We start from the raw sequence: 13,442 nt of genomic DNA, 5'->3' as shown, positions 1-13,442 counted from the left end.
TATAATTATAAAGGTATATAGACAATGGCAACAGTTGATGACAAGAAAGTGATATTCTCGATGGTCGGAGTGAGCAAGACCATTCAGCAAAATCAGAAGCAAGTGCTCAAGAACATCTACCTCAGCTTTTTCTACGGAGCAAAAATTGGTATTATCGGTCTGAACGGTGCGGGAAAATCAACCCTCATGAAGATTATCGCCGGACTTGATCAGCAGTATCAGGGCAATGTCGTTTGGAGTCCCGGCTATTCTGTGGGCTATCTGCCTCAGGAACCGCCGTTGGACGAGACGAAAACTGTCAAGGAAAATGTGATGGAAGGTGTGCAACACATCTATGAAACACTGAAGGAATATGATGACATTAACGTGAAGTTCGGACTGCCGGAGTATTACGAAGATGCAGAAAAGATGGAGAAACTCATGGCGCGTCAGGCAGAACTGCAGGACGTGATTGACGCGACCGACGCATGGAATATCGACTCGAAGCTCGAACGGGCGATGGATGCTTTGCGTTGTCCGCCCGGTGACTGGAGTGTGAAAAACCTCTCTGGTGGAGAACGCCGTCGGGTGGCATTGTGTCGCCTTCTCCTCCAAAAGCCGGATGTGTTGCTGCTGGATGAGCCGACCAACCATCTTGACGCAGAATCTATCGATTGGCTTGAACAACATTTGCAACAATATGAGGGCACGGTCATTGCTGTCACGCACGACCGCTATTTCCTTGACGACGTGGCAGAGTGGATTCTGGAACTCGACAGGGGAGAAGGCATTCCTTGGAAAGGGAACTATTCCAGTTGGTTGGAGCAGAAAAGTCAGCGCTTGGCATTGGAAGAGAAGACCGCCTCAAAGCGCCGAAAGACACTGGAGCGGGAGCTCGAGTGGGTGCGTATGGCACCGAAAGCCCGCCATGCAAAGGGAAAAGCCCGTCTGAATTCCTACGACCGCATGCTCAACGAGGAGCAGAAACAGAAAGAAGAACGGCTTGAGATATTCATTCCGAACGGTCCGCGACTGGGCAACAAAGTCATCGAAGCCGAGCATGTGGCAAAGTCCTTCGGTGAGAAGACACTGTTTAGCGACCTTAATTTCAACCTTCCGCCCAATGGTATTGTGGGCGTAATAGGTCCGAATGGTGCTGGCAAGACCACGCTTTTCCGCCTCATCATGGGGCTCGATACACCCGATAGCGGTACGTTTAACGTAGGAGAAACGGTCAGCTTGAGTTATGTGGATCAACAACATCGTGACATCAATCCGGAAAAGAGTGTGTATGAAGTGGTCAGCGGTGGCAATGAAACCATCCGCATGGGTGGCAGAGACATCAATGTGCGTGCCTATCTTTCACGCTTCAATTTCAGTGGTGCCGACCAGGAAAAGAAGTGCGGAGTGCTGTCGGGCGGAGAACGTAACCGCCTGCATCTTGCTATGGCGCTCAAACAGGAGGGCAACGTGCTGTTGCTCGACGAGCCTACCAACGATATTGACGTAAACACACTGCGGGCACTCGAAGAAGGACTTGAGGCGTTCGCCGGCTGTGCCGTCATCATCAGCCACGACCGGTGGTTCCTCGACCGCATCTGCACGCATATCCTTGCATTCGAGGGAGAGGGTAGCGTGTTCTATTTTGAAGGCAACTATAGTGAGTATGAAGCCAATAAGGCAATGCGTCTCGGCATTGAAGAACCGAAACGTGCCCGCTATCGCAAATTGATGGAAGAGTAAAAAACGCGGAATAAATATTTGCAATCCGATATTTTTTCTTACTTTTGCGCAATTAAACAATAAACAGGCGATGGCAAACTTTGAACAGGATATCAGAAAAGCAGTGGAAGTGATGCGCTCGGGAGGCGTCATTCTCTATCCCACAGATACGATATGGGGAATAGGGTGTGATGCGACCAATGCTGAAGCCGTGGCAAAAATTTATCAAATCAAGCAGCGTGCCGATGCGAAGGCGATGATATGCCTGGTCGATTCTGATGCCCGCTTGCAGCGATATGTGCGTAATGTCCCTGATGTAGCATGGGACATCATGGATCTTGCAGTGCGTCCCACGACCATTATTCTTGACGGAGCGATGAATCTGGCACCGAATCTGATGGCAGAAGACGGCTCCATTGCCTTGCGAATCACGAGGGAGGAATTTTCCCGTGAACTCTGTTATCGTTTCCAGAAACCCATCGTTTCGACCAGTGCGAATATCAGTGGCGAGCCCCCGGCACAGAATTATGGTGACATTGACCCGTCATTACTCGACAGCGTGGATTATGTATGTACGTCACGCCGACAGGAAAAGAAACCACATGCGCCATCGAGCATCATCAAACTGTCTGCTGACGGCACCGTGAAAATTATCAGACCATGACAGGCAAGCGACAAATGACCATACAGAAATTGATTGACTGGCGAAAACGTCATGTCTCAGACCGGCAGTTTACCCTGGTCTTAAGTTTTCTGGTCGGCTTCTTTGCAGCTGTGGCAGCATTCGTACTTCACAAGATGATCAACTTGATTGAAGACCTGCTGACCGATGGTTTTACTGCTTCGTCTTTCAACTGGCTCTATTTGGTTTTTCCCGTTATCGGAATCTTCCTTACGTCATTGTTTGTGCGCTATGTGGTGAGAGACAACATCAGCCACGGCATAACGCGCATACTCTATGCCATCAGTTCGAAACAAAGTCGTCTGAAAAAGCATAATTGCTGGAGTTCGCTCTTTTCCTCCGCTCTGACTATCGGTTTCGGAGGCTCGGTGGGAGCAGAGGCACCTATCGTCTTGACAGGCTCCGCCATCGGTAGTAACTTGGGACAACTGTTCAATCTTGATAAACGCACATTGATGCTTCTCGTAGGATGCGGAGCATCTGCAGCAATAGCTGGAATCTTCAAGGCACCGATAGCCGGTCTCGTCTTCACCTTGGAGGTGTTGATGATTGATTTGACGATGGCGTCCTTGCTGCCTATTCTGATAGCGAGTGTCACGGCGACCTGCTTCACCTACATATTTGCAGGCAGTGAATCGTTGTTCAGTTTTCAGTTAGAAGGCGATTGGGCAGTAGAGCGGATACCGGCAAGCATTCTTTTGGGAGTAGCCTGCGGATTGGTCAGTCTCTATTTCATCCGTACGATGACCTTCTGTGAGAATATTTTCGGCAAACTGAAAAGTCGTCCATACGCTAAGTTGCTTTTGGGAGGATTGGTGCTGAGCGGACTCATATTTCTTTTCCCATCACTTTATGGAGAAGGCTATAGCAGCATCAACATCCTGCTGAATGGCGACACGGAAAACGAATGGAGTAAAATCTTGAACAATTCTTTCTTCTATGGGCAAGGCAATTTGCTTCTCGTGTATTTGGCTCTGGTCATCGCAACAAAAGTCTTTGCCACATCGGCGACCAATGGCGGTGGAGGAGTTGGTGGTACCTTTGCTCCCTCGCTCTTCGTGGGAGCCTTCAGCGGATTCCTTTTCGCACGGCTATGGAATATCAATGAGATTGGAGCATACGTTCCCGAAAGAAATTTCGCCCTGCTGGGCATGGCAGGAGTCATGGCAGGCGTAATGCATGCTCCTTTGACCGGTATTTTCCTCATCGCCGAAATAACTGGAGGCTACGGTTTGTTCATCCCCTTGATGATTGTCAGCATCAGTTCATATCTGACGATAATCATTTTCGAGCCCCATAGCATTTACGGTATGCGGTTGGCACGCGAAGGAAAGTTGATAACCCACCACACCGACAAATCCGTCCTGACACTGATGAGCCTGGATAGTGTCATCAATAAAGAAAACGTCTCAGTCTCTCCCGATATGGATTTAGGTATGTTGGTCAATGCCATCAGTCGCAGCCGGAACAGTTTCATACCCGTGCTCGACGATGCAGGTAATCTTTTAGGAGAGATAGACATTACCCGGAGCCGTCACGTGCTTTTCAGGACCGAGCTTTATCACCACTTTAAGGTCCGTCAGTTGATGGTTCCACCCAAAGCCATATTGGGAGTGAACGACCCGATGGAAGATGTGATGGAGACATTTGAATCGGCAGATGCATTGAACCTTCCTGTTGTGGCATCCGATGGACATTTAATAGGATATATCAATCGTACACGGATGTATGCCATGTATCGGAAATTAGTATCAGAATTCTCAACCGAATAAATATGAAGAAAGAAGAATTGCGAATCGTCTTTATGGGCACGCCCGAGTTTGCGGTAGGTACCTTTAAGGCACTGGTTGATGGTAGCTATCATGTCGTGGCAGCAGTAACCCAACCCGACAAACCTGTCGGAAGACATGGAAGCGTCTTGCAGCCATCAGCAGTCAAGCAATATGCTTTAGAGCACCAGATTCCCGTTCTTCAACCCGAGAAAATGAAAGACCCGGTGTTTTTGGAGCAACTGCGCTCCTACCGTGCTGATTTGCAAGTTGTCGTGGCATTCCGCATGTTGCCCGAAGTGGTATGGGGTATGCCTCGGTTCGGCACCTTCAATGTCCATGCGTCGTTATTACCCCAATATCGTGGTGCTGCGCCCATCAACTGGGCAATCATCAATGGAGAGACGGAAACGGGCGTAACCACCTTCTTCCTTGACCATCAGATAGATACTGGTCGTATCATCATGCAAAAACCTTTCCCTATTCCCGATGATGCAGATGTGGAATACGTGTATGATGGCTTAATGAGGCTTGGCGCACGACTTGCCGTAGAAACAGTTGACCGGATACTCGAAAACGACGGCGAGCTCGCAACCATTCCTCAGACAGAAAATGCCCACCTGCATGACGCCCCAAAGATATTCAAGGAAACCTGCCGCATCAACTGGAACCAATCAGCAAAAAGAGTGTATGATTTCATTCGCGGACTCTCACCATATCCGGGTGTGTGGACAGAATTGCGCGAGCAGGAAAGTGAAAAGAAAACCGTCTTGAAAATCTATAAGGCAACAAAGACCAACCGCCCGTCATCAGGAACACCTGGCGAGATACACATAGAAAGCAATCATCTTTACGTGTCAACTCAAGATACCCAGCTCGAACTCCTTGAACTGCAGTTGTCAGGCAAGAAGCGTTTAGCCGTGAAAGATTTCCTAAACGGTTTCCACGGATATGCTCATGTTTTTGAAGAATAAGCCTTCGCACAAACATTTTTACATTTTGTGGCTTTCCCTTCAATATTTTTCTTTATCTTTGCAGTGTTAAATAGATTATAATCATGATTCTGCGAGTTTCCCGTCATGTGGAGACTCCAAAGCGGTTTTTGAGAAATAGTCATTACACGGCAAAGGATGCACCATTCCCCAAACACTCCATGTTTAGGGAAGGTTTTGTCGTGTGTTGACGTTTCTTGGAAGCGAATTAAAAGAAATGGAAGAGAAAAGCAGTCAGACTTTATATGAGAAAAATGTTAAAAGTCGTTCTACTTGGCATTATTATAAAGGCTTAGTAGCTCGATGGAAGCAACATTTTAAATATGCCCGTGCGGTTCGTATTGCACGCAAAAGAGGTGCGACAATAGGCGAAGGGGTGATTATGCCTTTGTCTTTAGCGAAAAAAGCGAATAAGAATTTGGTGATAGGAAATCATGTGTCTATACAAACAGATCAAATAGATATGCGTTGTCCTATCAGTATTGGTAATCATGTGATAATTGGTGCCGGTGTGAAAATTATAACTTTGTCACATAATATCGACTCACCGGAATGGGAGCACAAAGCGTATGGCATAGAGATAGACGATTATGTTTGGATTGCAACAGATGCTTTAATACTTCCTTCTTGTAGGAAAATCGGATATGGAACAGTTGTTGGTGGAGGAAGTGTGTTAGTGAAAAATACAGAGGAAATGGATGTTGTTGGAGGTAATCCTGCCGAATTTTTTAGAAAGAGAAGGTGTGTTCATTCTAATTTGGTGATTGAATCTTTGCTTGGTGGTGATTATAAAATATATAAGGAAACACGAAAGAGTAAGAATTAGGAACAGATGCATGTAGCAGAAAACAATCGGATTATAAAAAACAGCATGGCTCTTTATGTGCGCATGTTGTTTACAATGGGATTGAATCTACTTATAACCCGATATGTTTTGCGTTATCTTGGAGCAGATGATTATGGTACATATAGTGCAGTTGGAGGTGTAGTCACTTTGTTCACTGTGCTTAATGGTGGGATTAGCAAAGCCAATCAGCGTTTTATTACTTATGAGTTGGGAAGTCAAGCGGGGCAACCAAGCAGAACATTTAATACAATTGTCAATCTTACTTTGATTATCGCACTTTTCACTGTATTATTAATAGAAATAATCGGGTTGTGGTTTCTTTACCATAAGATGAACATTCCAGAAGGAAGAATGAACGCTGCCTTTTGGATATTCCAGTTTTCTATAATTACAATGGTGGTAACGCTTGTAAGCAATCCCTATAATGCACTGATTCTTGCCCATGAAAGAATAGGCGCATTTGCTTATATATCCGTATTTCAGGTTGTATTGAATTTTATTGCTGCATGGTGTCTGCGGTATGTGTCAATGGATAGATTAGTTTATTATGGTTTAGTGGTAATGCTCGTTCAGATATTAATAAGAGTAATCTATCAACTATATTGTACTCATCATTTTAAAGAAGCGAAATATCACTTTTACATGAATCGCAATCAGGTCAAAGATATTGCAAAGTTTACAGGGTGGGCAACAGTGGATGGCGCTTTGGCTACAATTATATGGCAAGGAGTTACAATATTGTTTAATATCTTTTTTGGGGTGGCAATAAATGCGGTATATAATATTGCTTTGCAATTGAAAAATGCAGTTCTTTCTTTTGCTCAGAATGTGCAAAGGGCAATGGACCCCCAGATAACCAAAAGTTACGCTGCAGGTGATTTGGGGCGCCATCATACTTTAATTTTTTCAGGAAGTAAGTTGGAAGTATTTATGATTTATTTCATTCTCATTCCGTTGTTCGTGAGAATGGAGTTTGTTCTCAAATTATGGCTTGGAAATAATCTCCCCCCACATCTCGTGATATTCTGTAAGTTGATCGTTCTTATGAATATTATCTGTTCTGCTTTTGAGGTTATGCGAACATCTGTAATGGCAACTGGTAATTTGCGAGCTTTTGCTTTATATCCTAATCTCTTGCATCTGTTGGTGTTGCCAATTTGTTATGTTGCCAATTTGTATTTCCAGTCTCCAGTTCTCATGATGGTAATAGTAGCTGTAATTGATTCTTTTGTTTACGTTTACCGCTTTTATATAGCTTCACAAATATCAAAGTTTTCGTTGAAGGATTATATGGCAGTTATTGTTTCACGTTGTTTGATTGTTGGGTTGCTTTCATGGATGGCTGTTTTTGCATTAGATAAAATGATTCCGAATAATATCTGGGGGTTCTTTTTATTGCTGATGTGTTCAACAGTGATACTTCTGGTTGTAATATACATTTTAGGGTTGTCAAATTCAGAGCGCCTTATTGTTAATAATATGTATCTGAAGATTAAAAATAATATCCGAAGATGAAAAGTGGTTTAAGAGTATTGGTATATTTATATATATATTCTATCGTCTTCGATGGTATTTTTAGAAAATGGTTGCTCCCGCAATATAGTACTCCCATTATGGCAATAAAACAAGTGTTGGCAGTACTAATATTTATATATGGATGTAGGTATTGGAAATATTTTACCAAATGGGAGATTGGTTCATTGCTCATTGGTTTCATTACTTTCTTGACCACGTTGGCTTTTGGTCATGGAAATATTTATGTGGCGCTATATGGTTGCTTACCTTTTTTCTTCGGAATACCTCTTTGTCTGATTATTAGCAAGATTCTTTACAAAGATGATCTCATACGAATAGGAAAAGTCTTTGTTTTTGTTTTGTTTGTAAACAGTATATTGATAATTGCCCAATATAATCTTCCAATAACACACATCTTGAATTATACTGCAGGAGATGTTGAGCGAATTGAAGATTATGCGATATCTGAATTAGCTGGCGGTTTCAGACCCATGGGTATTTTTTATCATAATACTCATAATTCTTTGTTTTCATTGGTTGCATTGTCTTTTTTGCTCTATTTTTATTTTTTCCGTAAAGGGATTGTCACTAAGTTGTTTCTGATAGTGGTGTTGGTTTTAGATGTAGTGGCATGTGTTTGTTCTGTGTCACGAACGAATATTTTTCTCCATATCGGTCTTATTGCTTTTTTCTTTCTTGTTATTTCCAATTTTAAAACGAAGAGAAATTTTGTGCTATCAATTTTTATTTTCCTACCTATATTTTATTTCTTTGTTCAAAAAACAACATTTTTTACAGGTGCGATTGAAAATCTGGAAAACAGATTTGAAAATGCGAGTGAGGCACAATATGCTGATGAATCGACTTTGCAGGGTACCCTTAATGACATTTGGTATCGTGGAATCCAATATCATGTTAATGCGATGATTAATCCAAAAACATTTGATGGGAGTACTCCTCCTTTTTGGGGATTTGGTCAGGGTATGAGTACGCAAATTGGAGGTCGGATATTGGATGTCGGAGGAGAAAATTCTGGATTTTCATTGGCAGAGTTTGATGGACTGCGAATTATGTGTGAGTCTGGATTGTTATTAGGATGGTTTATCGTCATTCTGAGGTTAGGTTATGTGCTTAGATTTTTTTTAAAAGCATTGCATTATAAAAAGCGTAAACAATTCATGTCGTATTGTTTGTTGCCTGCGTTTTTTGTGTCGTTCTTTTTAACAACAACATGGGGTAATCTCTTTTCTGTAAATATGACATTTGTTATTGGTGGACTTTTTTTAGCATCACAGAAAGATTACAATTGATATTATATGAAAATTCTAGTATATCATCCCACAGGGAATGAGAATGTACGGGCCTTGTTAAGAGCTTTGAAAAAATCTGATATGTTGGAGGCTTTTTCATTCATTCTTTAAAGTTACTTTTGATAATAAGTCTATTTATTGGTATATTGAAAAATCAAAAGTTTAAAATATTAAGTATTTATGTTCTATATGCACATCTATTGTTTTCGACTAATTTAAGTGTACCAACGACAATTCTTATAGTTTCGTTATTCGGAGGTATTATTTATCATTTGTATTATAATTATAATTTGTATGATCATAAATATTGCATCTTTAGGCGGTAGAACGCATCTACTAGATACAGCTCGCGAATTGGCAAAATATGGGCATGTCGTGAGGTTTTATTCATATGTACCAACAAAGCGAGCAATGAAGTATGGACTTCCTAAAGAATCTTCATATACATTATTTTATCTAGTATTTCCATTCCTTGTATTATTTAAACTATTTGGATTTGGCGGATGGAGAGAATATCTATATAATAAGTATTGCGATATCTTGCTAGCCTATTACATGAAACCATGTGATGTCTTTATTGGCCAAAGCCCTTTACATTATTACAGCATTAAAAGAGCAAAAAAGAAGTTTGGCGCTTTAACAATTTTAGAAAGAGGAACAATTCATGTGTTAGATTATCAAAAAAGACTAGAATCTGCAGGATTAAAACCTCAAAATCGTAAACTCATAATAAGAGACTTGAAAGGATATAATAATCCAGACTATATATCTGTTGGCTCTATTCAAGTAAGAGATAGCCTTGTAAAATATGGCATACCATCCCCCAAAATCTTTGTTAATAATTATGGATTTAATCCTCAGTATTTCTCTCCAACAGTTCTTCAAAAAAATAATTTTGATTTATTAATGGTAGGAAGGTGGTCAAAGATGAAAGGAGCTGACATCATACTGGAGGCTTGCAAAAATAAAGGATATTCCTTTTTACATGTTGGGGGATTAGTTGACCCATTTCCCACTTTAAGTAATATGCAACATTTAGATAGTATAGACGAACAGATGTTGTATAAATACTATGCTAAAGCAAGGGTGTTTGTATTGCCATCAAGGTGTGAGGGACTTGCATTGGTTCAACTTCAAGCAATGGCATGTGGATTGCCGATAGTTTGTTCAGCATATAGTGGGGGGAGAGATCTAAAAAAATATATTAAAGAAGGGGAATGGATTTTTGAAATGAAGGAATTTTCTGTATCTGAATTTATACGAAATGTTGATATCGCTTTACATATATCTACAACTCAAATAGGAGAGCGTTCTTATTTAAATGACAAATTTGCGAAAGCGTCGTGGAAAGGATATGGTGAGAGATATCATCTGTTTTTACAAAATACTTTATAGAGAGCTATAGCATAAGATATTGAAATTATATTTGACGAGTATATTGCCCATATAAAAATAAGGCAGTTATTGATTCTATGCGGATAGCAGCTATTCTTACATGTCATAATCGAAAAGAGAAGACTAAATTGTGCTTGTCTTCTTTATTTCATGTTTTGTCGAGTTGTGAAGTGTTCCTTGTAGATGATGGTTCTATAGATGGAACTTCTGAAATGCTTCGAGAATGTTTTCCTCAAGTACATGTGACAACAGGGAATGGGAATTTGTTTTGGAACAGGGGGATGTATGTGGCATGGAAAGAAGCGTTAAAAGGAGACTTTGACTATTATTTATGGTTGAATGATGACATTTCTCTCTATCCGGATTTTTTTGATGAACTTTTAAACTGTTATAATTTGTCGAAAGATAATACAATAATTACTGGACTTGTTGAAGATGAAACTAAGACGAAAATAATTTATGGAGGATATGATGAAAGTAGGAAGATGATACAGCCTTCCTCAGCATTACAAAAAGTAAAGTACATGAATGGCAATGTCGTGTTAGTCTCAAAGGATGTTGTCGAAAGAATAGGAATCCTTGACCCTTACTACCACCATGATTTAGGTGATGTTGATTATGGGTTGAGGGCTATGGAAAACAATATTTCAGTTTATGCAACTCGTAAGGTGGTAGCTTGTGGGAGTGTTAATAATATTTGTAGGGAGAGGAAATGGGGTGTCTCGCTGATAACGCGATTTAGAATTCTTTATTCTCCGTTGGGTTCAAATCCTTCTATTTGTTTTTATTTTCGCAGAAAGCATTATGGCATATTAAATGCATCAGCTTATTATGTTTTTCTACATGTACTCAATCTAATGTCAGATGGTATGGTGCGGATAATCTTCGGGAGAAAGTATATTGGTGGATAATTATTCGTTTTTATGAAGGTCATTCATTACATACCAAGTATAGACCAAACATCTGGTGGTGTCGGCTCGTATATGCAACTTTTATCTAAAGAGTTAGGTAAACTTGTGGAATTGCATGTAGTAACCCACCATTCAAAAAATGAGTTGCAATTAGAAAATTGTCATATTCATTATATAAGTAGATGCTGGTGGCAACCTCGCAAAGTGAAAAAACAGTTTATCAAAATCATGAACCGGCTCAATCCCGATGTGTTTCATGTAAACACTTGCTGGTATCCAATAGCTGCTTACACGGCTATTTGGAATTATAAAGAGTTACATGTTCCTATGGTTTATAGTCCACATGGCATGTTGGAGCCATGGATTCTGAAACGAAACTATTGGTTAAAAAAGCTACCCGCCCTCATGCTCTATCAAAGAAAAGCATTACGGGTAGCTAATGTACTCCATGCGACGGCAGATAGTGAGAAAGATAATTTGCTTCGACTCGGATACAACAAGAACGTAGAAGTTGTTGCAAATGGAATAGATGTTGACGGTATTGACTTGAAAATATCTTGGAGAAGAAGTCGAAAGATATTATTCCTGTCGCGTGTCCATATAAAGAAAGGTATTAACTATTTGATAGATGCAGTTTCTATCTTAAAAAAAGAATTTGCGGATTATACCATCACAATTGCAGGCGAGGGTGATGACTCTTACATAGATGATTTAAAAAGATTTGCCCAAGAGAAAAATGTCTGTCATTTATTCGAGTTTGTAGGAGGAATTTACGGAAACAAAAAGTGGGACTTATATCAACGGTCTGATTTATTCGTTTTACCAACGCATAGTGAGAATTTCGGTATTGTCGTTGCAGAGGCACTCGCGTCGGGAACGCCGGTGATTACAACAAAGGGCACCCCATGGGAAGATTTGGAGACATATCATTGTGGCTGGTGGACGGAAATAGGAACGGAAGGAACTGTTAGGGCACTTAAAGATTTCCTGCAAAAAGATGAGAAAGAACTGGAGGAGATGGGACGTAATGGCAGAAGACTTATCGAAGAAAGATATTCTAATAAGAAAATTGCCAAAGATATGGTCAAGTTATATGAGTCACTCATAAATAAAAACAAAAAATCAAGACAGTCCTAAAGATTGATTCGCTCATTTTTTAGTGGTTTTGTCACAAAAGAAATCTCATGTTGAAAGAAGGGGATAGAATTGTCTCAGATAGAATGGATTTAGAAATAATGCGAAAAAGAATAATATCGAGTAGGGACTGAATTTCAATAACGAGGCAAAGAATATAGTACACAGGATTATTTGATAAGAGTTCTTTGTAAACTTTATAAAAGAATTTTAATGGGAAAGAAATGATTAATTCAATTAAAAAATTCTTAAAGTCAACATCATGGGGAAGAGTACTTTACCAACCATTGAATAATGTTTATAGATTGTATTCTGTTCCAAAAAGGAAACGAATATTAAAGAAGTATGGTTATGATGTTCTAAAAAAGGTTTTTGAAATATCGCGTGAAGAAAATCTTAGGGTGTTTCCGATGTTTGGTACGCTTTTAGGATTTATTCGTGAGGGTGGTTATATACCTTGGGATGATGATCTGGATTTGGGATGCATAAGTCATGATGCAGATACTCCATATAAAATAGCAGATATTTTAATTAACAAGTATGGATTTGAGTTTGTCCGAGGATTCGCATACCGAGGACAAGTGGTGGAATATTGCTTGTCATATATGGGTATGCCGATGGATTTCTTTTTCATGATACCTAAAGGAGACCATATGCTTACGATAAGTTCCTTTTGGAGAAAAGACATGAATTATTCTCATTATAGACAAAATAGTGTATTTACAACAAGACAACCATTGGTTGAAAGATTGGAAACTTATTTTGTCCACGATATTGAGATTGAAGTCCCAACAAACTATGAGGAACTCCTTGTTGCTGCTTATGGTAAGAATTGGAAAACACCAATCAAGGTTGTTACCAGTATTGATGACGGGCAATCAAGCAACAGAGAACTGCAAGACGATTTTTCATATATTTTGAGTTATACTGAGTTTTTGAATAAAGATTTTGGATGATGGCTTTTTCTTTCCAATATGTAAATGAATTTTCTTTCAAGCACAAAATTAAGCGGGCATTATGGAATGTTTGCTATGTGCTACTCTTTCGTTGCACAATTCCACGGCTTAAAATATTCAATAGGTGGAGGAATCTATTATTAAGGATGTGGGGTACAAAGACTTATTATAAAACAGTCTTTTTCCCCTCAACACATATTTGGGCTCCATGGAATTTGTCAACAGGCTGT

The 13,442-nt window shown here is 40.2% G+C and carries 11 protein-coding genes; all 11 read left to right on the top strand.

All coding sequences use genetic code 11. The features are described from left to right. Positions 1 to 24 precede the first annotated feature (24 nt). The gene (gene ettA / locus GRF55_RS06420) at positions 25 to 1,722 is read left to right on the top strand and encodes an energy-dependent translational throttle protein EttA (protein WP_220367633.1); all 1,698 of its coding nucleotides are present in this window, start codon (positions 25 to 27) and stop codon (positions 1,720 to 1,722) included. A gap of 70 nt (positions 1,723 to 1,792) precedes the next feature. Further along, complete coding sequence (locus GRF55_RS06415) at positions 1,793 to 2,365, top strand: L-threonylcarbamoyladenylate synthase (RefSeq protein WP_220367632.1); 573 nt, start codon at positions 1,793 to 1,795, stop codon at positions 2,363 to 2,365. Between the two features lie 14 nt (positions 2,366 to 2,379). Further along, complete coding sequence (locus tag GRF55_RS06410) at positions 2,380 to 4,155, top strand: chloride channel protein (RefSeq protein ID WP_220369644.1); 1,776 nt, start codon at positions 2,380 to 2,382, stop codon at positions 4,153 to 4,155. 2 nt (positions 4,156 to 4,157) lie between these two features. Next, the gene (gene fmt, locus GRF55_RS06405; protein WP_220367631.1) at positions 4,158 to 5,126 is read left to right on the top strand and encodes a methionyl-tRNA formyltransferase; all 969 of its coding nucleotides are present in this window, start codon (positions 4,158 to 4,160) and stop codon (positions 5,124 to 5,126) included. A 235-nt stretch (positions 5,127 to 5,361) separates the two neighbouring features. Then, a complete protein-coding gene (locus tag GRF55_RS06400; RefSeq protein ID WP_220367630.1) occupies positions 5,362 to 5,970 on the top strand; it encodes an acyltransferase in 609 nt (202 codons plus the stop codon). 6 nt (positions 5,971 to 5,976) lie between these two features. Continuing rightward, a complete protein-coding gene (locus GRF55_RS06395) occupies positions 5,977 to 7,506 on the top strand; it encodes an oligosaccharide flippase family protein (protein WP_220367629.1) in 1,530 nt (509 codons plus the stop codon). Beyond that, entirely contained in the window at positions 7,503 to 8,816 is a 1,314-nt protein-coding gene (locus tag GRF55_RS06390) for a hypothetical protein (RefSeq protein WP_220367628.1), read from the top strand. The genes GRF55_RS06395 and GRF55_RS06390 overlap by 4 nt, the downstream gene beginning before the upstream one ends. A 294-nt stretch (positions 8,817 to 9,110) precedes the next feature. Further along, positions 9,111 to 10,211 carry a glycosyltransferase family 4 protein gene (locus GRF55_RS06385; protein WP_220367627.1) on the top strand — a complete coding sequence of 367 codons (1,101 nt, stop codon included), beginning with the start codon at positions 9,111 to 9,113 and terminating at the stop codon, positions 10,209 to 10,211. Positions 10,212 to 10,288: 77 nt separating this feature from the next. After that, the gene (locus GRF55_RS06380; protein WP_220367626.1) at positions 10,289 to 11,122 is read left to right on the top strand and encodes a glycosyltransferase family 2 protein; all 834 of its coding nucleotides are present in this window, start codon (positions 10,289 to 10,291) and stop codon (positions 11,120 to 11,122) included. Positions 11,123 to 11,134: 12 nt separating this feature from the next. Further along, entirely contained in the window at positions 11,135 to 12,259 is a 1,125-nt protein-coding gene (locus tag GRF55_RS06375) for a glycosyltransferase (RefSeq protein ID WP_220367625.1), read from the top strand. A gap of 221 nt (positions 12,260 to 12,480) precedes the next feature. Then, on the top strand, positions 12,481 to 13,212 hold the full coding sequence (locus GRF55_RS06370; protein ID WP_220367624.1) for a LicD family protein: 732 nt from the start codon (positions 12,481 to 12,483) through the stop codon (positions 13,210 to 13,212). Positions 13,213 to 13,442: the final 230 nt, after the last annotated feature.

This window comes from Prevotella sp. Rep29 (assembly GCF_019551475.1).
Classification (GTDB): domain Bacteria; phylum Bacteroidota; class Bacteroidia; order Bacteroidales; family Bacteroidaceae; genus Prevotella.
This window is presented reverse-complemented; position numbering and strand designations above follow the sequence as displayed.

Excerpts from the sequence above, each read along its gene's own strand:
- GRF55_RS06410 (WP_220369644.1), top strand. The coding sequence starts at position 2,380 with ATGACCATACAGAAATTGATTGACTGGCGAAAACGTCATGTCTCAGAC.
- GRF55_RS06390 (WP_220367628.1), top strand. The coding sequence starts at position 7,503 with ATGAAAAGTGGTTTAAGAGTATTGGTATATTTATATATATATTCTATC.
- GRF55_RS06400 (WP_220367630.1), top strand. The coding sequence starts at position 5,362 with ATGGAAGAGAAAAGCAGTCAGACTTTATATGAGAAAAATGTTAAAAGT.
- GRF55_RS06415 (WP_220367632.1), top strand. The coding sequence starts at position 1,793 with ATGGCAAACTTTGAACAGGATATCAGAAAAGCAGTGGAAGTGATGCGC.
- GRF55_RS06395 (WP_220367629.1), top strand. The coding sequence starts at position 5,977 with ATGCATGTAGCAGAAAACAATCGGATTATAAAAAACAGCATGGCTCTT.
- fmt (WP_220367631.1), top strand. The coding sequence starts at position 4,158 with ATGAAGAAAGAAGAATTGCGAATCGTCTTTATGGGCACGCCCGAGTTT.
- GRF55_RS06380 (WP_220367626.1), top strand. The coding sequence starts at position 10,289 with ATGCGGATAGCAGCTATTCTTACATGTCATAATCGAAAAGAGAAGACT.
- GRF55_RS06385 (WP_220367627.1), top strand. The coding sequence starts at position 9,111 with ATGATCATAAATATTGCATCTTTAGGCGGTAGAACGCATCTACTAGAT.
- ettA (WP_220367633.1), top strand. The coding sequence starts at position 25 with ATGGCAACAGTTGATGACAAGAAAGTGATATTCTCGATGGTCGGAGTG.
- GRF55_RS06370 (WP_220367624.1), top strand. The coding sequence starts at position 12,481 with ATGATTAATTCAATTAAAAAATTCTTAAAGTCAACATCATGGGGAAGA.
- GRF55_RS06375 (WP_220367625.1), top strand. The coding sequence starts at position 11,135 with ATGAAGGTCATTCATTACATACCAAGTATAGACCAAACATCTGGTGGT.